The organism is Halorubrum sp. 48-1-W (assembly GCF_003287355.1).
GTDB lineage: Archaea > Halobacteriota > Halobacteria > Halobacteriales > Haloferacaceae > Halorubrum.
Map to the genome: position 1 here is coordinate 32,585 of NZ_QMIM01000014.1, position 22,033 is coordinate 54,617.

Consider the following 22,033-nt stretch of genomic DNA (forward strand, 5'->3'; position numbering starts at 1 on the left):
AGTAAGTAACTTTCCTGACCGTCCTCGTCTTCGAGCGGAATCCGGACCGATCGGGCCTACCGGTCCCGGTCGTCCCGGTCCTCGCGGTCGATCCCGTCGTCCCCGTCTTCCCCGTCGCCCCCGTCTTCCCCGTCGTCCCCGCCCGAGTACGCCGTCTCGGGGACGATGTCCACCGACGCGACCTCGTCGTCGGGGTCGAGGTTCATCACGATGACCCCCATCGTGTTCCGGCTTACCGTCGAGATCTCCTCGACGCGGGTCCGCATGATCTGTCCGTCCGCGCTCATCGCGATCAGGTGATCGCCGTAGGTCACCGCCTCGATGGCGACGACCTCGCCGTTCCGGCTTCCGGTCTTGATGTCGACGAGGCCCATCCCGTTTCGGGACTGCGGCCGATACTCCGAGAGGTCCGACCGCTTCCCGTAGCCGTTCTCGGTCACCGTCAACACCCAGTTGTGGTAGTCGGCGTCGACCGCGGCCACGCCGGCGACGCGGTCGCCCGCCCGTAAGTCGATCCCGATCACGCCGCGGGCCGTCCGGCCCATCGCACGGACCTCGTCCTCGTCGAACCGGATCGCCATCCCGTCGCGGCTCCCGATGACGATGTCGGTCCCGCCGTCGGTCACCTCGACGTCGACGAGCTCGTCGCCGTCCTCCAGCCGGATCGCCCGGATACCGGTCGATCGGATGTTGTCGAACTCGTCGACGGCGGTCCGTTTGATATACCCGTCCCGGGTGACCATCGTGAGGAACTCGTCGTCGGCGAGGTCGTCGGTGTTCACGACCGCCTCGATCTCCTCGCCGTCGTCGAGATCGAGCAGGTTCACGGCCGACTTCCCCCGAGCGGTACGGGACATCTCCGGTATCTCGTAGGTCTTCAGCCGATAGATCTGTCCGCGGTTCGTGAACACGAGGAGGTAGTCGTGGGAGTTGGCCGCGAACACCGAGGAGACGCGGTCTCCCTCCTTGAGGTCCGCCCCGATGATCCCCTTGCCACCCCGGTTCTGTGCCCGGAACGTCCCGAGCGACATCCGTTTGATGTAGTCGTCCTCGCTCATGACGACGATACACTCCGCTTCGGGGATCAGGTCCTCGTGGGTGACCGACCCCGTGTCCTCGATGAAGCTCGTCCGGCGTTCGTCGCCGTACTCACTCTTCATCCCGTTCAACTCTTTGACGATGACCGAATCCAGCTCGTCGGGGTCCTCGAGGATCGTCTCCAGCCGCTCGATCCGGGCCGTGACCTCCTCGTACTCCGACTCGATCTCCCGTGTCTCCAGGGAGGTAAGCGACCCGAGCTGCATCCGAACGATGTGTTCGGCCTGTGGCTCCGAGAACTCGAAGTTCGCCTCCAGTGCCGTCCTCGCAGCGTCACGGTCGTCGGAGTCCTGGATCGTCTCCACCACGTCGTCGACGTTCTCGAGCGCCTTCAGCCGCCCCTCGAGGATGTGTGCGCGGTCCTCGCGTTCGGCGAGTTCGTGGGCCGACCGCCGCCGGACCACGTCCCTGCGGTGCCCGACGTAGTGTTCGAGCGTCTCCTTCAGGTCGAGCACCTGCGGCGAGCCGTCGACCAACGCGAGGTTGATCACGCCGAAGGTCCGCTCGAGGTGGCTCTCCAACAGCTGGTTCTTTACCACCTCGGCCATCGCATCGCGTTTGAGGTCGACGACGACGCGGATCCCGTCGCGGTCGGACTCGTCACGGAGGTCGCGGATCCCCTCGATGGCTCCCTCGTTCACGTCGTCGGCGATCCGCTCGACGAGCCGGGACTTGTTCTGCTGGAAGGGGAGTTCCGTGATCACGATCCGACCCTCCTCCTCGTCGACGTCGAACTCCGCGCGGACCCGGATCCGCCCGCGACCCGTCTTGTACGCCTTGTGGACCGCGTTGCGCCCGACGATGTTCGCGCCGGTCGGGAAGTCCGGCCCCTTCACGTGTTCCATCAGGTCCTCGACGGTGGCGTCGGGGTTCTCGATCAGCTCGACGGTCGCGTCTATCACCTCGCCGAGGTTGTGTGGCGGGACGTTCGTCGACATCCCGACGGCGATGCCCGACGAGCCGTTGACGAGCAGGTTCGGCACCGCCGAGGGCAACACCTCCGGCTCCTCGAGGCGGTCGTCGTAGTTGGACGTGAAATCGACCGTGTCGCGCTCGATGTCGGCGAGCAACTCCTCGGCGATGGGCGCCATGCGCGCCTCCGTGTACCGCATCGCCGCCGGCGGGTCGCCGTCGACGGAGCCGAAGTTCCCCTGCCCGTCGACGAGGGGATACCGCATCGAGAAGTCCTGGGCCATCCGCGCGAGCGTGTCGTAGATGGCGCTGTCGCCGTGCGGGTGGTAATCACCCATCGTCTCGCCGACGATGGAGGAGGACTTGCGGTGTGCGGAGTTGCTCGTCACGCCCGCCTCGTGCATCGCGTAGAGGATGCGCCGGTGGACGGGTTTGAGCCCGTCGCGAACGTCGGGGAGCGCGCGCCCCGCGATGACCGACATCGCGTAGTCGATGTACGACTGCTCCATCTCGTCCTCGATGCGGGCGTTCGTCACTTGGGCGGCGCGAACGTCCGCGGGGTCGACGTCGGGGACGTCGGAGCTCATATGTCCACCCACTCCGCCTCGGTCGCGTGCTCCTTGATGAACTGCTTTCGCGGCTCGACGGCGTCACCCATCAACACGTTGAACATCCGGTCCGCGGCGGCCGCGTCGTCGATCGTGATCCGCTTGAGCCGGCGGTTCTCCGGGTCCATCGTCGTGTCCCACAGTTGGTCGGGGTTCATCTCGCCGAGCCCCTTGAACCGCTGGACCTGCGTCGGGTTCCCGTCGCACTCCTCCTCGATTATTCGGTCGCGTTCGGCTTCGGTCATCGCGTCGTACGTCTCGCCGCGGTACCGAACGCGGTACAGCGGTGGTTGGGCCGCGTAGACGTAGCCGGCCTCTAAGAGCGGCTTCATGTGGCGGTAGAGGAGCGTGAGAAGGAGGGTTCTGATGTGGGCTCCGTCGACGTCGGCGTCGGTATTGTGGGCGCACAGTCCGCCCATCCCCGCAATGAAGTTCTCGTCGGTTTCGACGGAGAAGTCGTACACGTACCGTCCGGACGGTTCCACTTCTTCGATCCGCCTCACCTCCAGTCCGACGAGGTCCTCGGATATGCCACGGTACTTCCGCGTTCCGTGGTTGTCCCACCCGCTCTCGACCTTCGAGCGCAGACGGTCGCCGTTTCGGTGCGGCTCCCAGACGTCTCGTATCTTCGCGAGATCGGACCGTGCCGACACGGTGACGGTGTGGCTGTCGGCGTTCGTCCGATATCCACCATCGAGGTCATCGACGTCCGTCTTCGAGTGGGACGCTATCACGCCCTGTGCGGAGAGCAGGTACATCACTCCGCTGGCGAGGTGACGCGAGGTCGTCGACCACGCGATCCGCTCTTCGTTAACCGTCCCGTCTCCGTGGAGATAGCCGCGGAGGAACGCCTGCTGGCAGTCCGACGAAACGTCGAAGACGAGGTCTGGGATCGTTTTCTCGCTCGCTTGGGAGCCGTCAAATCCGAACACGTGTTCCCAGACGACGGCCGCAACGCGATTGACGAGTTTTACCTCGTCGACGCGATCGCGGTTCCGAATCCGCTTCGCCGAGATACCGAACACGTGGTCGAACGCGTCCTGATACCTCTCGGCCAGCGACTCGTTGTTCGCACCTATCGCGAGTCGGACGCCGTTCCGCGGTGAACTCGACCCGTCCGCCGCGTAGATACCGAGCAACTCGAAGAGGGTCTCGTCGAGTCGGACGTACCGGTCGACACCGTGATCCGCGTGGTGTCGCGGCGTCAGTCGTACGGTCGCGTCGTCGGGTATCTCGTCGAGGTCGTCCACGGTGAGGTCGCTCACTCGGACGTAATCGCGGACGCGATTCGCTTGTGCGCCCTCGTACTGGTCGTTCCAGCGCTGATCGAGGAGCGAGTCCGTGACGGACACGTTTTCCATCACGGCGGATGCCGACACGCCGACGGCGTCACAGTACGCCTGGAAGTTCGAGACGGTCGGACGCGAGTTACCCCGCTCCCACTGCGACACCGTGATCGGCTGGGAGATCCCGATCGCGTCACAGACGTCCTGTTGAGTGAGGCCGGTCTCCTCCCGCCGTTCGCGAAGGGTCGTTCGAACCGGTTCGGGAGCCTCGACTCGCGGTTCGGCCCTGGCCACGGCTCCGCCGTCCGTCGCGTACTCCTCCCGAACGCGCCGTTTGAACAGTTCCTCGATCCCGGGACCGCGCGCGAACAGTTCGGAGTCGAACTCGTCGGATCGTTCGACGAGCTCCGCGAGAAGATCGATCTCCTCTCCGTCACGGTCACCGGAAAGCGGAACGGACCGGGGTGCGACTACCCGGTCGCCGACGCCGATCTCGTCGCCTCTCGCGAGTTCGATCCCGTCGTCCCGGTGGACGAACACGCTGTGTGAGGCGGTGACTTTCAGGTTCCGTCCGTAGGCGGTCTCGATCTCGTACAGCGGCTCGTCGATCTCGTGCCGGATGACCTGATCGATCGGTCGGAATTTCGTCCGATCGTCGTCCCTCCCGAAACAGAGGACCTCGTAGCCCTCGTAGCCGCTTCCGTCGGCCGCAACCACGCGATCGACGAACTCTCCGATCTCCACGAACCGTGTGTTTCCGTCAGCGTCGCGAACGAATCCGTGTTCTTCGCCGTCGACGCTCATCAGGATGATCTTGTTGTACCGGACGTCCTCGATGTCGAACTCCTCGCCGATCCCCGCGCCGATCGCGGTGATCAGCGCGCGGATCTCGTCGTTCTCGAGGATGCGGTCGAGGCGGTGTTTCTCGACGTTGAGGATCTTCCCCTTGAGCGGGAGGATCGCCTGGTTCTCGCGGTTTCGGCCCTGTTTTGCACTTCCGCCGGCGCTGTCGCCTTCCACCACGAACAGCTCCGCCTCCGCGGGGTCGCGGGTCTGACAGTCGGCGAGCTTGCCGGGCAGGGCGGTCGACTCGAGCGCCGACTTCCGGCGCGTCAACTCCTCGGCCTTCTTCGCGGCCTTCCGCGCCCGAGCGGCCTCCGCGGCCTTGTGGACGATCTTCCGGGCGGTGTCGGGGTTCTCCTCGAGGAAGGTTCCGAGCTTCGCGTGGGTCGCCGACTCGACGACGCCGCGGACCTCGCTGTTGCCGAGTTTCGTCTTCGTCTGCCCCTCGAACTGCGGGTCGGGGTGTTTGATCGAGATGACCGCCGTCAACCCCTCGCGGACGTCCTCGCCCTTGAGGTTGGCGTCGAGGTCGTCGACGAGCCCGTGTTCGTTCGCGTAGTCGTTGACGACGCGGGTGAGCGCCGTCTTGAACCCCGTGAGGTGGGTACCGCCCTCGCGGGTGTTGATGTTGTTCGCGAACGCGTGGACGGAGCCCTGAAGCTCCTCGGTCGCCTGCATCGCGACCTCGACGTGGACGCCGTCGTCCTCGTCCTCGAAGTAGATCACGTCGTCGTGGATCGGCGTGCGCGTCTCGTTGAGGTACGCGACGAACTCGCGGATCCCGCCGTCGTATCGGAACGTCTCGCGGTTCCCGTCGCGTGCGTCCGCCAGCGTGATCGCCACGCCGGAGTTGAGGAAGGCGAGTTCGCGGAGTCGACTGGAGAGCGTCGAGAACTGGAAGTCTGTCGTCTCGAAGATCTCGTCGTCGGGCCAAAAGCGGACGTACGTCCCGGTCCCCTCGTCGGGGGCGAGATCGCGGACGCGCTCGAACCCGTCGGGGGCGGGCTCGCCCCGCTCGAACTCGTGTCGGTAGACGCCCCCGTCGCGTTTCACTTCGACCTCCAGCCGCTCTGAGAGCGCGTTGACGACGCTGACGCCGACGCCGTGGAGGCCGCCCGACACCTGATAGGACTTCGAATCGAACTTCCCCCCTGCGTGGAGGACGGTCATGATGACCTCCAGTGCCGGCCGGTCGTACTTCTCGTGGGTGTCGACGGGGATCCCCCGTCCGTCGTCGCGCACGCTCACGGAGGCATCCTCGTGAACCGTGACGTCGATCTCCTCACAGTATCCCGCGAGTGCCTCGTCGATAGCGTTGTCGACGACCTCGTAGACGAGATGGTGGAGCCCGCGCCCGTCCGTGGACCCGATGTACATCGCCGGACGCTTTCGGACGGCCTGAAGGCCCTCGAGGACCTGTATTTGGCCCGCTCCGTATTCGGTCTCCTCTGGCATAGAACTTGTCGAACCTAGTCCGGGATGGGTTATAAACCCGGCGCACGCGCGCGGGCGTGAGCGAAGGAACAATCATATTCAGTACTATCATATTCTGTACTATCATATTCTGTACTTATGCTGTGAGGGCGACTCACTATACCGGCGAGATCGACGGACGACGCCAACGAGATCGACGACCCCGATCGGCCGGAACCGGTGTCCAGCCGGACGGTTTTATCTCCCCCTCGTCGGTACGCCTTCCCATGACGACACTGCCGACCGTGATCGGTATCGCCGGCGCGACCGGGCTCGTGACCGGTCTCGGGGCGCTCCCCGTGTTCGTTCGGGCCGGCGTGAGCCACCGGACGTACGACGCCGCCCTCGGTCTGGCCGCGGGCCTGATGGTCGCCGCCAGCGTGTTCGGGCTGATCCTTCCCGGCACCGAGGAAGGCACCCTCGAGGCGGTGCTCTTCGGACTGCTCGTCGGGGGGATCGGGCTGCTCGTCGGCAACCGGCTGATCCCACACCTCCACGCTCGCTACCGCGGGTGGCGCGCGGAGGGCGGCGCCACCGACGACGACGCCTCGGGGATGGCGGGGCGGAACGGTTCCGACGGGGTCGACGGTACAGCTGCGACCGTCGACGCCGCGCTCCGCCGCGCGTTGCTCGTCGGCGGGGCGATCACCCTCCACAACGCGCCGGAGGGGCTCGCGATCGGCGTCGCGTTCGCCTCCGGGCTCGAGGAGGTCGCGCTGGTGCTGGCCGTCGTGATCGGCCTCCAGAACGTCCCCGACGGCTTCGCGTTCGCGATCCCGATGGCCGAGACGGGGATGGGGAACCTCCGCGTGCTGGTGTACACGGCGCTCTCGGGGACGATACCGCAAGTGCTCGCCGCGACGGTTGGCTTCTCGCTCGTCTCGCTCTCCACCGGGCTCTTCCCCGTCGCCGCCGGGTTCGCCGCGGGCGCGATGCTCGCCGTCGTCTTCCGGGAGATGATCCCCTCCTCACACGGACACGGCCACTCCGACGCGGCGACCGCGGCGTTCCTCGTCGGGTTCGTCCTGCTGGTCGTCGTCGACGCCGCCGTGGTCGCCTGACCCGTCCGCGAAACGCTTTCTACGGAGGGCGTCCCCGTCTCGGATATGTCCACGACCGTCGAGACCCCCGAACCGGACGAGGCGTGTGCGTACTGTGGCTCCCGGATCTTCGACCACGACCCGATCTGCGTGCGCGACTGCGAGGAGGAGTGCGGGTCGCCGACGTACTTCTGTAACTACGCGTGTCTGACCACGTACGTCGACGAACGGGGCCTGACGACGGGAAACGCCTGTGAGTGGTCGCCGGAGGAGTAGCCGGGATCGGTCGTTCGCGGTGTGTGGACGGCCGGAACGGTCGCGACGTGTGGGTCAGTCGCGATCGAGGCCCGTGAATTCGAAGCGCGCGCCGCCCGAATCGGCGTCCGCCACGGCGACGTCCCAGCCGTGTGCCTCGACGATCTCCCGGACGATGGCCAGCCCGAAGCCGGTCCCGGTGTCGGCGGTCGTGTGGCCGGACTCGAAGACGTCGTCGCGGTCGGCCTCCGGGATCCCCGGGCCGTCGTCCGCGACGTAGAACCCGTCGGGGAGGTCGCCCACGGTGACGGTCACGTCCGTACCGCCGTGTTCGACGCTGTTCCGAAAGAGGTTACCGAACAGCTGTCGGAGGCGGGTCGGGTCGGCACACACGTCCCCCGATACCTCGGTTCGGAGCTCCGCCTCCCGGGTGACGACCGTGTCCCAGCAGTCGGAGACGAACGCGTCGAGGTCGATCGACTCCCGTTCGTCGATCAGCTGTCCCTGCTTCGCGAGCGACAGGATGTTCTCGATGAGGTCCTCCATCCGCGCGTGTGCGTTCGCCACCGCCTCCCGGTGGGTGTCGTCCTCCCGTGCCGGCTCTATCAGATCCAGATGACCGATAGCGGTGTTCAGGGGGTTACGCAGGTCGTGGCTCACGACCTCCGCGAACTCCTCGAGCTGACGGTTCTTCCGACGAAGCCGGTCCTCGGCGCGCTTCCGGTCGGTGATGTCGAGGTACGCGCCGAGCGCTTCATCGTGACCGTCCGCCGAGAGATGCGTCGCGACGAGCAGGAACGTACGGCGCTCGCCGGACGCCGTCCGACGGACGACCTCCCGGTGAACGCGTTCGCCCTGCCGGATCCGGTCGTTGATCTCGCCCGCGGCGTCCGCCTCCTCCGCATCGACGATGAAGCCGTCGAGCGACGACCCGACCAAGCGATCCTCCTCGAGGCCGAACTGGTCTCTGAACGCGCGGTTCGTCTGTTCGACGATCGGGTCGCCGTCGCTAAATTCGGAGATCACGATCGGGACCGGCACCGCGTCGAGGAGTTGCTCGAAGCGGTCACGGTCCCGTTCGGCACGCTCCCGAGACGCGCGAAGTTCGGTGATGTCCTCGTTGACGGCGACGAAGCGGACGATGTCCCCCTCCCCGTTCGTTATCGGCGAGATCGTTTGCTTTGCGACGTAGCGCTCGCCGTTTCGCCGCTCGTTTATGATCTCGCCGTGCCAGGTGTCGCCGGAGAGGATCGTGTCCCAGAGCCGCTCGTAGAACTGCTGGTCGTGAACCCCCGACTGGAGGATGTTGGCGTTGCTACCGACGGCCTCCTCCGCGCTGTACCCGCTCTGCTCCTCGAAGGCATCGTTGACGAACTGGATCGTCCCGCCGATGTCGGTCCAGTATATCGAGTGACCCGCGTTACACACGACCTCGCGGAACGTCCGAACGTCCAAGCTGGTCGACCCGCCGTCGGATCCGATCCCGGCCGCGTCGACCGTGTCGCCGTCGGACGGTCCGTCGGAGGAGTGCGAGGGGCCCATCGTACGAGTCTGCCGTTTCCGGCGGACCGATATACAACTGTCGGCTGTTCGCTCGGGGGTATCGTCACTCCGCCCCCGGCGACCGATCACTCGTTTCGGGGACTGCTCGGATGGTAGTCGGTGTCGTACTCGCCCGGGCGGCCGTCGACACGGTCGGGGTTGATCCGGCCACCGAGCAGCATGAAATCGAGGACCGTACAGTACAACATCGCCTCCACGACGGGGACCGCACGCGGCGGGAGCACGGGGTCGTGGCGTCCGACGACCTGGATCTCTTTTTCCTCGCCGGTCTCCCAGTCCGCGGTGCGTTGCTTCTTCGGGATCGAGGTGGGCGCGTGCCACGTCGCCTCGCCGTAGATCGGCTCGCCGGTCGTTATCCCGCCCTGGAGCCCGCCGTGGTCGTTGCCGACGGGGACGGGGTCGCCCTCATCGCTCTCGACGTGTTCGAACGACTCCCCGTCGTCGAACGTCCAGTCCTCGTTGCGGTCGCTACCGGCGACGCCGACCGCGTCCCTCCCGAGGCCGAACTCGACGGCGGTGGTCGCGGGGATGGAGAACATCGCCCGGCCCAGCCTGGCGGGGAAACCGTCGAACCGCGGCGCACCCAGCCCGCGCGGGACCCCTCGACACTCGAAGTAGATGGAGCCGCCGATGGAGTCGCCACGCTCCTGGTACTCCTCGATGAGCTCTTGCATCTCGGCGGCTACCTCGGGGTCGGCACACCGCACGTCGTTCCCCTCGCTCTCCTCGAGGAGCTGTTCGAAGCTCACGTCGTCGGCCTCGACGTCGCCGATCCGGTTCACGTGGGCTTTGATCGTCACGTCGTAGTCGGAAGCGTCGAGCACCTGTTCGGCGACCGCACCCGCTGCGACCCAGTTCACCGTCTCGCGCGCGGAGGAGCGCCCGCCGCCGCCCCAGTTGCGCGTTCCGAACTTCGCGGAGTAGGTGTAGTCGCCGTGTGATGGGCGCGGCGCGGTGACGTACGGCTCGTACTTGCCCGAGCGCGCGTCCTTGTTCTGGATCACCATCCCGATCGGCGTTCCCGTGGTGTAGCCGTCCTGGACGCCGGAGTTGACGACGACCTCGTCCGGCTCGCCCCGCGAGGTGGTGATCATCGACTGGCCCGGCTTGCGCCGGTCGAGCTGTGCCTGGATCGCGTCCTCGTCGAGCTCGACGCCCGCGGGCACGCCCGAGACGGTCACGCCCATCGCGTCGCCGTGGCTCTCGCCGTAGGTGGTCACCTGAAAGAGGCGACCGAACCGGTTCCCGTTCATACCCCCACGTGTGGCCGGGGGCATATAGGGGTTGCAATCCGCGAACGCGCGGAACGGATATCTCACCGAACCGACGCGATCCTCCCGGAACCGTGAAAGCTCGCGGTCACCTACGGAAGCGCATGACCGCGAGCAGCGAGCGGGAGTCGACCGCGTCGGACGGGCCACGGTCACGCCCCCCGGTCCTCGAGGACCCGATAGACCTCGCGGGGCTCCGGCTCCGGAACCGGCTCTACCGCGCCCCGCTCCTCGAGTGTGCCGGCAACGGCCCGGACGCGGTCGACCGCCTGATCGACCACCTCGAACCGGCCGCAGGGTCGGGAGTCGGGCTGATCCACCAGGGTGCGACGGTCGTCCGCAGCGAGGGGGGGTGTGCCGCGCCGGCGATGACCCGCGTCCACGACCCGGAGTTCGTCGCCGGGCTCGGCCGGCTCACCGACGTGATCCACGCCCACGGCGCGCGGATCGCGATCCAGCTCGAACACGGCGGGCTCCGCTCGATGGAGGTCTGGCACGACGGCTACCGCCGAGCCCATCCCGACCTCGACCAGCTCGCCGTCTCGCGACCGCCCCGGGTCCTCCGGGCGCTCGACCGGCTCGGCTTCCTCGAGTTCTCCCCGCGGGTCATGGGGACCGCGGAGGTCGAGGCGCTGGCCGCCGACTTCGGCCGTGCGGCCGCCCGCGCGGTCGACGCCGGCTACGACGCGGTCCACGTCGCCGGCGCGAACATGGGGATCGTCCAGCAGTTCCTCTCGCCGTTCTACAACCGTCGGACGGACCGCTTCGGGGTGGACCCCGCGGTCGGCCCGGACGACACCCCCGGCGTCGGCGTCGCCTTCCTCGAACGCGTCGCCGAGGAGGTCCGCGACCGCGCCGGCGACGTGCCACTGCTCACGAAGGTGCCCTCCGAACAGCCGACCCTCCCCGGGATCGGCCCGCACCTGACCGACGACGACGCGGTCGCCGCCTGCGAGCGGCTCGTCGACGCCGGGTTCGACGCGGTCGTCCCCGTTCGGACGAGCGTCTTCTGGGACATGAGCGTCGTCCGCGGCCGGTTCCCCGCGTCGGCGTGGCGCGACGAGCGGCTCCGCGACGGCTTCCGCGAGGCGTTCGGCTCGCTCCCCCGGACCACAGCCGTCGCGGCCGGCAACTGGCTGGAGTCGTTCGCGTACGACCGCGACCCCGGCTGGAACCGCGACCTCTGTCGCCGGGTTCGTCGGCGGGTCGACGCGCCGGTGTGCTGTGAGGGCGGGCTCCGCGAGCGGGCCGAACTCGACGCGACGCTCGCTCGCGACGCCGACCTCGTGGGGATGGGCCGCCCGTTCTACGCCGAGCCGGAACTGCCCGCGCGGCTACTCGGTGATCGTGCGGGGCCGGACACTCGGGTTGTGTGTCGGGACTGTAACAACTGCGCGGTGGCGCAGGCGGCCGGCGAGTCCGGCGTTTGTCGGACACCGGCCGTGCTCCGGGAGGCGGGCGAACTCCGCCGGCGGGGTGCGTACGACCGTCCGTCGAGTGGGGACCGTGCCTGAACCGACGCCGGTTTATCGATCCTCCCCGTGGGTCGTCCCATGCGCGAGCGACTCACCTCCGACCTCGGCATCTACGCGCTCTCCGGGTTCTTCTCGCTCGTGGTGTTCTTCCTCGCGCTCGGGATCCTCTCCCGGACGCTCCCCGGCGGGCTCAACGCCCGTCGGACCGCGGGACTCGTCGTGGGCTACCTCCTCTTCCTCGGGGCGTACACCGCCGCCTGGTACATCTACACCGGGATCGACACCCACGAGAACGCCTGATCGCGTCCGCTCGGCGTCCCCCACAGCGTCCGAGGAAGGCGTCGATCGATCCGGAGAACGAGTGATCGCCACGCTTTATTAAGCCGCCCGAGTACCGGCGACATGGACCAGTTGCGGCAGTCGCTCCTCGACGCGCCGATCATCGAGAAAGGCGAGTACCAGTACTTCGTCCACCCGATAAGCGACGGCGTCCCGATGCTCGAACCCGAGCTACTTCGGGAGATCGTCATCCGGATCATCCGGAAGGCGGAGTTGGAGAACGTCGACAAGATCGTCACCCCCGCTGCGATGGGGATCCACATCTCCACCGCGCTCTCGCTCATGACCGACATCCCGCTCGTCGTCATCCGCAAGCGCCAGTACGGTCTCGACGGCGAGGTGCCGCTGTTCCAGGAGACGGGCTACTCCGAGTCGGAGATGTACATCAACGACGTCGAGGAGGGCGACCGCGTGCTCGTCTTAGACGACGTGCTCTCGACGGGCGGCACGATGAAGGCGATCCTCGACGCGCTCACCAACGAGGTCGGCGCGGAGGTCGTCGACGTCGTCGCCGTGATCAAGAAGGCGGGCGAGAACGAACTCGACGACACCGACTACGACGTGAAGACGCTGATCAACGTCACCGTCGAGGACGGCGAGGTCGTGATCGTCGACGCTCAGGGCGACGAGTAGGCGGCGAGCAGGCTTTCACCGGGGAACGGTCCGTCCCGGTCCACACCCTGATACCCGTGGCGCCCCGACCTGTCGCATGAGCGACCGGGAGCCGGACGGCGCGCCCCGGACGGGCAACGTCGTCTGGCGGCTGTACACCGACTACGCCGACGGGAGCCGTCGCTACGCCGTCTTGGGAACGGTCGCGACCCTGATCGGGCGGGCGCTGGGGCTGCTGCCGGCGCTGGTGATCGGCCTCGCGGTCGACGCGATCTTCCTCGGCGAACGGGCGTACGCCCTCCCGCTCGTCCCCGCCGGAGTGATTCCGGAGACGCCGACCGGGCAGCTCTACTTCTCGATCGCGGTGCTGCTCGCCGCGACGGGCGGCGGCGCGATCCTCTCGTGGATCGAGGACTGGGGGTGGAGCGTGTTCGCGCAGCGGGTCCAGCGCTCGCTCCGCGTCGACGCCTACGACGCGCTTCAAGACCAGGAGCTAGCGTACTTCACCCGCCGGCGCACGGGCGACCTGATGTCGGTGCTGAACAACGACGTCAACGCCCTCCAGACGTTCTTGGAGGACGGCCTGAGCGCGACGGTGTGGATCCTCGCGACGGTCGGCGGGATCGGTCTCATCCTCGTCGGGCTCAACCCCACGCTGACCGCGGTCGCGCTACTACCGGTCCCCGCGCTGGCGCTGTTCACGCTGTTATTCACCCGAATCATCGAGCCGCGGTACCTCACGGTCCGCGAGGAGATCGGCGACCTGAACGCCCGGCTCGAGAACAGCGTTTCCGGCATCGAGGTGATCAAGACGCAGGGCGCCGAGCGCTTCGAGACGGACCGCGTGCGGGCGGCCTCCGACAGCTACCTCCGCGCCAGCCTCGCCGCGATCCGCGTCCGGATCGCGTACTTCCCCGGGCTGAACCTCATCTCGGGGATCGGCTTCGCGGTGACGTTCCTGCTCGGCGGGCTGTGGGTGCTCGGCGCCGCCCCGCTGGGGCTGGCCGGTTCGCTCACGCCCGGCGCGTTCGTCACGTTCGTCATCTACGCGCAGCAGTTCATTTGGCCGATCATCAGGCTCGGCGACGTCGTCGACGACTACGAGCGCGCGAAGACCGCCGGCCTCCGCGTCGACGAGCTCCTCTCCCGGGAGCCGGCCGTCGGCGACCGCGCCGACGCGACGGCCCTGACCGTCACCGACGGGGCCGTCGCCTTCGACGGCGTCACGTTCGCCTACGACGACGAGGCCGTGATCCGCGGCGTCGACGTCGCGGTCGAGGGGGGTGCGACCGTCGGCGTCGTGGGGCCGACCGGCGCGGGCAAGTCGACGCTGTTGAAGCTGCTCCCGCGGCTGTACGACGCCGACGAGGGCGCGGTCCGCGTCGACGGTCGAGACGTCCGCGACGTGACCCTCCGGAGCCTCCGGAACGCGATCGGGTACGTCAGTCAGGACCCGTTCCTGTTCTACGGGACGGTCGCGGAGAACATCCGCTACGGCACCTTCGACGCCACCGACGCCGAGGTGCGCGCGGCCGCCGAGCGGGCGCAAGCCGGCGAGTTCGTTCGGAACCTCCCGGACGGCTACGACACGCTGGTCGGCGAGCGCGGCGTGAAGCTCTCGGGCGGCCAGCGACAGCGGCTCGCGATCGCCCGCACGATGCTCAAAGACCCCGAGATACTCATCCTCGACGAGGCCACGAGCGCCGTCGACACGGAGACGGAGGCGCTGATACAGGCGAGCCTCCAAGCGTTCGCCGCCGATCGGACCACCTTCGTGATCGCCCACCGGTTGTCGACGATCCGCAACGCCGACCGCGTCCTCGTGCTCGACGACGGTCGAGTCGTGGAGGACGGGACGCACCGAGACCTGCTCGCCGATGACGGCCTCTACGCCAACCTGTGGCGCGTTCAGGTCGGTGACATCGAGTCGCTCCCCGCCGCGTTCCTCGAACGGGCCTTGGAGCGCCAGTCGGTGATCGCCCGGGACGACGAGGAGGCGTAGGCGGTCGGCCGCGGGCGTCTTTTATGTCGTGGACGTGAAGAGAGGGGTACACATGAGTAGCGCGTTATTCGTCGTGAGCGAGGAGGGCTACTGGGCCGAGGAGTGCATCGAACCGCTGACGACGCTCGAGTCGGAGGGCGTCGACGTGACGGTCGCGACGCCGTCCGGCTCGCCGCCCGTCGTCGACGAGCGGTCGCTGGACCCGGACGCTGCCGGCGGCGAGGCCGTCGTCGAGGAGTACCGCGAGATCGACGCGGAACACCCGAAGCTCAACGATCCGGAGCCGATCGCGACGGTCGACGCCGCGGGGTACGACGCGGTCGTCTTCCCCGGCGGCCACGGCACCGTCTGGGACGTGAACCAGGACCGACACGCCCGGCAGCTGTTGCTCGACGCGGTCGCCGGCGACGACGGCGTCGCGCTCGTCGTCTGCCACGCGGTCGGTATCCTGGCGTTCACCCGCGAGGCCGACGGGACGCCCCTCGTCGAGGGCCGCTCCGTCACCGGTTTCCCGAACGAGTGGGAGGAGGGCATCGTCGACGACGAGGACCTGATGCCGGACGGCCGGAAGCTCCCGTACTGGGTCGAAGACGAGGTCCGGCTGGCCGGCGCGGACTGGGACGCCGAGCTCGACGCCGACGAGAGCGTGACCGTCGACGGCGACCTGATCACCGCCCGCGGGCCGGGCTCGTCGTCCGCCGCGGCGGCGACACTGCTCGAAGAGCTGTAACTCGACACCGATCGCACCGCTAGCGGATCACGAACGCGGGCTCCTCGACGCGCTCGCTCTTACACTCCGGACACCGCGAGGGGGCGTTGAGCGGGTCGTCGAAGCCGTCGAACCCGCAGTCGCGACACTCGGGCGGCGAGACGAGGAACCTCTCGTCGTCCGCGACCGACCGGGAGACGTGTTCGAGGTGCTCGTAGACGGTCGGCGTCGGCAACGCGAGGTCGGCCGCGATCTCGCTCGCCGTCGCGGGCTCCTCCCGGAGGCGGTCTGCGATCCGCTGGCGGGTCGTTTCCATACGTCCCGTGGTCGTCGGCGCGGGAGAAAACGGCGACGGAACGTCCCACTGCTGACGGGAGCACAAGAAGTATCACGACGGGGATAGAGGATGCGCTTATGAAAGCTGTGGTACTTGCCGGCGGGTACGCGACGAGGCTCTGGCCGATCACCAAGGACCGACCGAAGATGTTCCTCCCCGTCGGCGAACGGACCGTCATCGACGAGATATTCGCCGACCTCGAGGCCGACGACCGGGTGGACGAGGTGTTCGTCTCGACCAACGAGCGCTTCGCCGACACCTTCGACGAGTACCTGGCGGAGAGCGAGTTCGAGAAGCCGACGCTGTCGATCGAGGAGACGGTCGAGGAGGACGAGAAGTTCGGCGTCGTCGGCGCGCTGGCCCAGCTCGTCGACCGCGAGGGCGTCGAAGACGACCTGATGGTCGTCGCTGGCGACAACCTGATCAGCTTCGATCTGGCCGAGTTCGGCGACTTCTTCGACGAGAAGGGGACGCCGGTGCTCGCAGCCTACGACGTCGGATCGCTGGAGCGCGCGAAGTCGTACGGGCTCGTCGAGCTCGACGGCGATCAGGTCGTCGACTTCCAGGAGAAGCCGGAGAACCCGAAGAGCACGCTCGTCTCCATCGCGTGTTACGCCTTCCCCGCCGAGACGCTACCCGACCTCGCGACGTACCTCGAGGACGGGAAGAACCCCGACGAGCCCGGCTGGTTCCTCCAGTGGCTCCAGTCGCGCGAGCCGGTCCACGCGTTCACCTTCGACGGCGCGTGGTTCGACATCGGCACCGCCGACAGCTACCTCGACACGGTCGAGTACGCGCTCGACGGCGGGAGCCTCGTCGCCGACGGCGCGACGGTCGAGGACTCCGAGATCGGCGACGTGGTCCACGTGATGGACGGCGCCGAAGTCGCCGACAGCTCGCTCGAGCGCGCCGTCGTCTTCCCCGAGGCGACGATCACGGACAGCGACGTCCAGAACACCGTCGTCGACGAACACGCCGTCCTCGAGGAGATCGACCTCACCGGCTCGCTGATCGGGGCGTACACCTCGATCACGAGCGGCGAGGACTTCTGAGCCGGCGTCCGCGTCAGTCCTCACCTTCGTCGCGCACCGCGTCGACGACGCGCCGAACCGTTTCGTACTCCTCGCTCGACTGGGCGATGAAGCGTACGTCTCGCAGGTTCTCCGGGTCGGACGCGCGGATCGTCTCCGCGATGATCCGCGCGCCCGCCTCGAGGTCGAACCCCGCGACGCCACAGCCGAGCGCGGGGATCACGAGCGACTCACAGCCCCGCTCGTCGGCCGCCGTGAGCGCGTTCCGGGTCGCGTCGCGGACGCTCTCGGCCGTCGCACGGCCGTCCCCGTAGTGGGGCATCGCAACGGCGTGGACCACTATTTCGGCATCCAGACCGAACGCGTCGGCCGACGCTTCGGCGATGTCGCCCTGGACCACGGTGAACTCCATGCGCGGGCGCTCGGTCGCCGCGGTTAAGAGCGTTCCGTGGGGCGGACCGGGTCCGGCTCGTCGGATCGGGACCCTTCCGCGGCCCGGTCGACCTGCCCGTGTGCGTGATGGTAACAGTCGAGCGCGGGGTCGCCGGACGCGGTCGTCGCCGGGTGGAAACACACCCGTCGGTACCGTTCGTTGTCGTGGAGGGCGACGACGAACCCGCCCGCGTGCCGCGACACCGACTCGTAGGGTTCACCGCAGGCGGGACAGACGTCGGGCGGGTCCTCCGGGACGTACATCGTGAGTTCCGTCGTGTCCGTCGCTACGGAACGGGAAGGGAAAACGGGTCCGGCGGGGTGAACGGTCGAGGGGAAGGTCTACCGCTCACCCCGATGTTCCTCGATCGACCGGCCCGACCGCCAGCTCTCGAAGGCGGCGCTCGCCGGGTGGTAGTCGGGTTCAACGCCCGGCGGGTCCGCCGGGACGGGGTCGCCGCCGTCGGCGGGTGCGAGCCGTCTCTCGTACCAGACCCCGGCCGGCCCACGGTAGTCGTCCGCGGCCACGAGGAACCGGTCGTGCCACTCCACGTAGCCCGCCCCCTCGATCGCGCCCGCCGCGGTCCGCTCCGCGAGCGCCACGGCGGCACCGATCCCCTCCGCGAGCGCCCAGCCGTAGCGGTCGGGGACGATCGGCTCGCCGTCGGCTTCGACGGTGTACGCGAACCCGCCGTCCGTCCAGCCGAGGTCGATCGCGGCCCCGAAGAGGTCGGCTGCCCGCTCTGCCCACCCGTCCCCGGGTGCGTCGCCGGCGTCGTATCGGTCGAGTAGCGCGAGAAGCTTCGCCCACTCGACGTGGTGGCCGGGTTGGTACCCCGGCGGCCGGAACCGATGGCGCGGCTCGTCGGCGTTGTATCCGAAGTCGTGTCGCCACTCGTCGGTGTAGTGCTCCCACAGCAGGCCGTCGGTCTCGGCCGTGAGATCGACGGCGATCCGCCGAGCGATCCGGCTCGCGCGATCGAGATACTCCGAGTCCTCTGTCGCCTCGTAGGCTGTAAGGTACGCCTCGCAGGCGTGCATGTTGGCGTTCTGCCCGCGATACGGCTCGTGTTCGGTCCAGTCCGGCCCGCAGTCGCTCCGGAGACAGCCCGTCCCGTCGTGGAACCGCGCTTCGAGGAGGTCGGCGGTGGTCTCGAGGCCCGCTTCCGCCCCGTCGATCCCCGCGTGGGTCGCGCGGGCGTACGCGAGCAGGGCGAAGGCGTGGCCGTACGCCGACCGCGTCCGGTCGATCGGGTCCCCGTCGGCGTCGACGACGAGATGGTACCCACCCGTCTCGGCCCGATGCGCCGACTCGAGGAACGCGAGCCCGTGTTCGACGGCGTCGACACACCAGTTCGGCCCGCCCGCGACCGCACCGACCGCGAAGTTGGCGATCGAGCGGCACGTGGCCACGAGGTGGCGTCGGTCGTCGGTATAGAACCGGCCCGTGACCGGGTGGAGCAGGCGGAACCCCGCGTCCGCGAGGACGTCCGGGTACTGGACGCGGAGCACGGCGAGGAGCCGACCCCGGGCGGCCGCGGGCGTGTGTTCGATCATACGTGCGGCTGGAGGGGCCGCGACAAAACGGAACCGGTCGGTCCGGTCTCGCCCACGAAGGGGTTACTCTCCCGGATCCGTCGAGGGATCGCCGTTGGAAGCCTGCGTCTCGGGACCGGCCACCTGGCCGTCGCGCTCATCGATGGTGTCGTCGCGCTCTTCGTCGCGCTCTTCGTCGCGCTCTTCGTCGCGCTCTTCGTCGCGCTCTTCGTCGTCGTCGCGTTCCTCGTCGTCGTCGCGCTCTTCGTCGTCGTCGCGCTCTTCGTCGCGTTCCTCGTCGTCGTCGATCGCGTGATCGTCCCCGAGAGGGCCCCCGCCCGACTCGAGACCGGCCGGCTCCGGATCGGCCGGCTCGAACCCGGCGCTCCCGAACCAGTCGCGCGGGTCGTGGCCCGTCTCGCGGAGCCGTTCGCGGACGGCGTCGCGGTCGATCGTCCCCGAGACGGTTCGGGGGAGCGCGTCGGCGTACGCGACCGTCTTGGGCAGCTTGAATCCGGCGAGCCGTTCGCGGGCGAACGCGAGCAACGAGTCGTCGAGGTGCTCCGTCCTCATGAGACCGGTATCGTCCGCGGTCGTGCGGTGGGCGTCATCTCCGCCATCGACCGCCTCCCGGGTATCGACCTCGCCGTCGGAGCCGACTTCGCCGTCGTCCCCGCCGTCCGGGTCCACGCCCGGTCGGTCCGCGTCCTCCCGGCTCGCGTCGATCCGATCCCCGACCACGACGAGAGCTGCGACGCGTTCGCCCCACTCGTCGTCCGCGAGGCCGACGACGGCGACGTCGTCGACGGCGGGGTGGCCCACCAACACGTCCGACACCTCGCCCGGCTCGACGTTCTCGCCGCCGGTGACGATCCGGTCGTCGAGCCGGTTGAACACGTACAGGTACCCGCCCTCGTCGAGCGTCCCGACGTCGCCGGTATGGAGCCCGTACGGCCCGAACTCCGAGCCGGTCGCGTCCGGCCCGAGGTACCCCGGCGTTACCGTCGGGCCGTCGACGACGATCTCGCCAGCCTCGCCCGCCTCGACGGGGTTCCCGTCCCCGTCCACGACGACCACGTCGGTGCCGAAGATCGGTCGACCGACCGTGTCGGGACGGTCGTGGGTCGCCTTCGGCGTGGCGGTCGCGACCTGCGAGGCGGCCTCGGTCATCCCGTAGGTCGGGTACACCGGGATCGAGTAGTCCCGACACCGATCGATCAGTTCCTCCGGGGCCGGTGCGCCCCCGAGGAGGACGACCCGCAACGTGTCAGCGAGCGTCCCGCGGCGGTCGAGCATCCGCTCGAGCATCGTCGGCACGAGCGAGACGCCGGTCACGTCGTACCGGTCGATGTCGTCGGCGGTCCCGCCGGGGGCGAACCCCTCCCGGAGCACGAGGGTCGTGCCGTAGAGCACCGACCGGTACACCGGTGCGAGCCCGCCCATGTGGTGGAGCGCGAGCGAGACGAGCCAGCGGTCCTCCGGGTCGACGCCGAGACGGAACGCCGAGGCGACCGCCGAGGAGTAGACGTTTCCCACGGTGAGCGGGACGGGCTTCGGCACGCCGGTCGTCCCCGACGTGAAGAGGATACAGAGCCGGTCCTCGAAGGCCCACTCGGCGGGGTCGACCGGGACGGGGTCGACGTCGTGGACGGCGGTAACCGCCGCCTCGGTCGGCTCGTCGACGGAGAGGACGGGGACGTCCTCGACGGCCGAGAGGGCGTCGGACTCGGTCGACTCCGAACAGACGACCGCGTCGAGGTCGGCGTGTTCGATTCGGTCGCTCAGCTCGCGCGGGGTGAAGCCCTCTCCCAGCGGAACGAAGGTCGCGCCCACGCGCATCGTCGCGTGGACGAGCCCGACCGTCCCCACGTACGGCGGCGTGAGCACGCCGAGCCGGTCACCCTCGGATATCCCGTGTACAGCGAGCCGGCCGGCTATCTCCGAGACGAGCCGGTCGAGGTCGGCGTACGTCCAGGCCTCCCCGTCCTCCGCGCGGATCAGTCCGACCTCGTCCGGCGAGGAGACGACACGGTGGGCGAGCCAGTCGCGCATGGTTACCCGAGTGACACGCGGAGGTGCGACTCACTCATCGTTCGGTTGCCGGACGGTCAACACCGGCACGTCGGCGGTCCGAACCACTCGCTCGGTCACGCTCCCGAGCAGGTACCGGTCGAGCCCCTTGCGTCCGTGCGTGCCCATCACGATCATGTCGATCCCGTGTTCGTCGACGTACTCCCGGATCGATCGGTAGGCGGTTCCCGACGCCACCGTCGTCGTCGCCTCGACCCCCGCGTCGGCCGCGGCGTCGGCGACGCGCGCGGTCGCCTCCTCACCCTCCGACTCGAGCGCCTCGACGACGATCTCCGATCCGGCCTCCAGCGTCGAGTACGCCGACCCGTCGACGACGTAGAGGGCGTGGAGGCGGGCTCCGTACTGATCCGCGAGGTCGATCGCGTGTTCGATCGCGGCATCGGAGGCGGGACTCCCGTCGGTCGGCACCAGAATGTCGTCGTACATCTCGTCGGGCGATACGCCGGGTACCGATTAAAAACCCGATCCTCCGGTCGCGATCGCAGGTGGTCGAGTTCGATGCGGATGGTCGAGTTCGATGCGGGCGGTCCGGGCTAGCGGAAGCCCATCGCCTCGATCTGTTCCTGGTACCGGTTGCGGATGGTGACCTCGGTGACCTGGGCGACGTCGGCGACCTCGCGTTGGGTCTTCTTCTCGTTACAGAGAAGCGAGGCGGCGTAGATGGCGGCGGCGGCGAACCCCGTCGGCGACTTCCCCGAAAGCAGCCCCTGTTCGGCGGAGACGTCGATTATTTCCGTCGCCTTCGACTGGACCTCCTCGCTCAGTTCGAGCGAGGAGGCGAACCGCGGGACGAACTGCTTCGGGTCGACCGGCTTGAGCTCGAGTCCGAGTTCCTGGGAGATGTAGCGGTACGTCCGCCCGATCTCCTTTTGTGGTACCCGGGACACCTCCGCGACCTCGTCGAGCGAGCGGGGGATCCCCTCCTGCCGGCAGGCGGCGTAGAGCGCGGCGGTGGAGACGCCCTCGATCGATCGCCCGCGGATGAGGTCCTCCGAGAGCGCGCGCCGGTAGATGACCGAGGCCACTTCCCGGACCGACCGCGGGACGCCCAGCGCCGAGGCCATGCGGTCGATCTCCGAGAGCGCGAACTGGAGGTTCCGCTCGCCCGCGTCCTTCGTGC

The 22,033-nt window shown here is 68.5% G+C and carries 18 protein-coding genes and 3 pseudogenes; 8 read left to right on the forward strand and 13 right to left on the reverse strand.

From position 1 onward, the window contains the following. Positions 1 to 56 precede the first annotated feature (56 nt). The 4 genes and pseudogenes from gyrA to DQW50_RS18725 all read right to left on the reverse strand — a co-directional run. Complete coding sequence (gene gyrA / locus DQW50_RS07535) at positions 57 to 2,597, reverse strand: DNA gyrase subunit A (RefSeq protein ID WP_112078681.1); 2,541 nt, start codon at positions 2,595 to 2,597, stop codon at positions 57 to 59. Further along, positions 2,594 to 3,013, reverse strand: a pseudogene (locus tag DQW50_RS18715) (DNA topoisomerase IV subunit B); the annotation flags it as partial. The gene gyrA and the pseudogene DQW50_RS18715, both read right to left, overlap by 4 nt. Positions 3,014 to 3,019: 6 nt before the next feature. Further along, a pseudogene (locus DQW50_RS18720) lies at positions 3,020 to 4,708 on the reverse strand (LAGLIDADG family homing endonuclease); the annotation flags it as partial. Continuing rightward, positions 4,694 to 6,202, reverse strand: a pseudogene (locus DQW50_RS18725) (DNA gyrase subunit B); the annotation flags it as partial. The pseudogenes DQW50_RS18720 and DQW50_RS18725, both read right to left, overlap by 15 nt. Before the next feature lie 245 nt (positions 6,203 to 6,447). On the opposite strand from DQW50_RS18725, the gene DQW50_RS07545 reads away from it, so the two are divergent. Then, the gene (locus DQW50_RS07545; RefSeq protein WP_112078683.1) at positions 6,448 to 7,281 is read left to right on the forward strand and encodes a ZIP family metal transporter; all 834 of its coding nucleotides are present in this window, start codon (positions 6,448 to 6,450) and stop codon (positions 7,279 to 7,281) included. A gap of 45 nt (positions 7,282 to 7,326) precedes the next feature. Next, on the forward strand, positions 7,327 to 7,536 hold the full coding sequence (locus DQW50_RS07550) for a hypothetical protein (protein WP_112078684.1): 210 nt from the start codon (positions 7,327 to 7,329) through the stop codon (positions 7,534 to 7,536). 54 nt (positions 7,537 to 7,590) lie between these two features. Here DQW50_RS07550 and DQW50_RS07555 read toward each other — a convergent pair whose 3' ends face one another. Then, entirely contained in the window at positions 7,591 to 9,057 is a 1,467-nt protein-coding gene (locus DQW50_RS07555; RefSeq protein WP_112078685.1) for a PAS domain-containing sensor histidine kinase, read from the reverse strand. An 86-nt stretch (positions 9,058 to 9,143) separates the two neighbouring features. Then, complete coding sequence (gene aroC, locus DQW50_RS07560; protein WP_112078686.1) at positions 9,144 to 10,331, reverse strand: chorismate synthase; 1,188 nt, start codon at positions 10,329 to 10,331, stop codon at positions 9,144 to 9,146. A gap of 122 nt (positions 10,332 to 10,453) precedes the next feature. On the opposite strand from aroC, the gene DQW50_RS07565 reads away from it, so the two are divergent. The 5 genes from DQW50_RS07565 (at position 10,454) to DQW50_RS07585 (ending at position 15,507) form a co-directional block, all read left to right on the forward strand. Then, on the forward strand, positions 10,454 to 11,863 hold the full coding sequence (locus DQW50_RS07565; RefSeq protein ID WP_112078687.1) for an NADH:flavin oxidoreductase: 1,410 nt from the start codon (positions 10,454 to 10,456) through the stop codon (positions 11,861 to 11,863). Between the two features lie 39 nt (positions 11,864 to 11,902). Continuing rightward, on the forward strand, positions 11,903 to 12,124 hold the full coding sequence (locus DQW50_RS07570) for a hypothetical protein (RefSeq protein ID WP_112078688.1): 222 nt from the start codon (positions 11,903 to 11,905) through the stop codon (positions 12,122 to 12,124). A gap of 102 nt (positions 12,125 to 12,226) precedes the next feature. Next, a complete protein-coding gene (gene hpt / locus DQW50_RS07575; RefSeq protein WP_112078689.1) occupies positions 12,227 to 12,796 on the forward strand; it encodes a hypoxanthine/guanine phosphoribosyltransferase in 570 nt (189 codons plus the stop codon). A 76-nt stretch (positions 12,797 to 12,872) separates the two neighbouring features. Continuing rightward, positions 12,873 to 14,777 carry an ABC transporter ATP-binding protein gene (locus DQW50_RS07580; RefSeq protein ID WP_112078690.1) on the forward strand — a complete coding sequence of 635 codons (1,905 nt, stop codon included), beginning with the start codon at positions 12,873 to 12,875 and terminating at the stop codon, positions 14,775 to 14,777. 52 nt (positions 14,778 to 14,829) lie between these two features. Continuing rightward, complete coding sequence (locus DQW50_RS07585) at positions 14,830 to 15,507, forward strand: type 1 glutamine amidotransferase domain-containing protein (RefSeq protein WP_112078691.1); 678 nt, start codon at positions 14,830 to 14,832, stop codon at positions 15,505 to 15,507. A 19-nt stretch (positions 15,508 to 15,526) separates the two neighbouring features. Here DQW50_RS07585 and DQW50_RS07590 read toward each other — a convergent pair whose 3' ends face one another. Next, on the reverse strand, positions 15,527 to 15,802 hold the full coding sequence (locus tag DQW50_RS07590) for a transcriptional regulator (RefSeq protein ID WP_112078692.1): 276 nt from the start codon (positions 15,800 to 15,802) through the stop codon (positions 15,527 to 15,529). 98 nt (positions 15,803 to 15,900) lie between these two features. On the opposite strand from DQW50_RS07590, the gene DQW50_RS07595 reads away from it, so the two are divergent. After that, positions 15,901 to 16,875 (forward strand): sugar phosphate nucleotidyltransferase, encoded by a 975-nt coding sequence (locus DQW50_RS07595; RefSeq protein ID WP_112078693.1) that lies wholly within the window; start codon positions 15,901 to 15,903, stop codon positions 16,873 to 16,875. A gap of 13 nt (positions 16,876 to 16,888) precedes the next feature. Here the strand turns inward: DQW50_RS07595 and DQW50_RS07600 are convergent, their stop codons facing one another. The 6 genes from DQW50_RS07600 to DQW50_RS07625 form a co-directional block, all read right to left on the reverse strand. Next, positions 16,889 to 17,383 (reverse strand): macro domain-containing protein, encoded by a 495-nt coding sequence (locus tag DQW50_RS07600; protein ID WP_394338578.1) that lies wholly within the window; start codon positions 17,381 to 17,383, stop codon positions 16,889 to 16,891. After that, positions 17,290 to 17,550 (reverse strand): hypothetical protein, encoded by a 261-nt coding sequence (locus DQW50_RS07605; RefSeq protein WP_241964373.1) that lies wholly within the window; start codon positions 17,548 to 17,550, stop codon positions 17,290 to 17,292. The genes DQW50_RS07600 and DQW50_RS07605 overlap by 94 nt, the downstream gene beginning before the upstream one ends. 78 nt (positions 17,551 to 17,628) lie before the next feature. Further along, on the reverse strand, positions 17,629 to 18,843 hold the full coding sequence (locus DQW50_RS07610) for an AGE family epimerase/isomerase (protein WP_112078695.1): 1,215 nt from the start codon (positions 18,841 to 18,843) through the stop codon (positions 17,629 to 17,631). A gap of 63 nt (positions 18,844 to 18,906) precedes the next feature. Further along, entirely contained in the window at positions 18,907 to 20,874 is a 1,968-nt protein-coding gene (locus tag DQW50_RS07615) for a class I adenylate-forming enzyme family protein (protein WP_112078696.1), read from the reverse strand. 30 nt (positions 20,875 to 20,904) lie between these two features. Continuing rightward, positions 20,905 to 21,339: a universal stress protein gene (locus DQW50_RS07620; RefSeq protein WP_112078697.1), complete on the reverse strand. Its 435-nt coding sequence runs from the start codon at positions 21,337 to 21,339 to the stop codon at positions 20,905 to 20,907. 107 nt (positions 21,340 to 21,446) lie between these two features. Next, positions 21,447 to 22,033: transcription initiation factor IIB family protein (locus DQW50_RS07625; RefSeq protein WP_394338577.1), on the reverse strand; the 587-nt coding region annotated here is incomplete at its 5' end.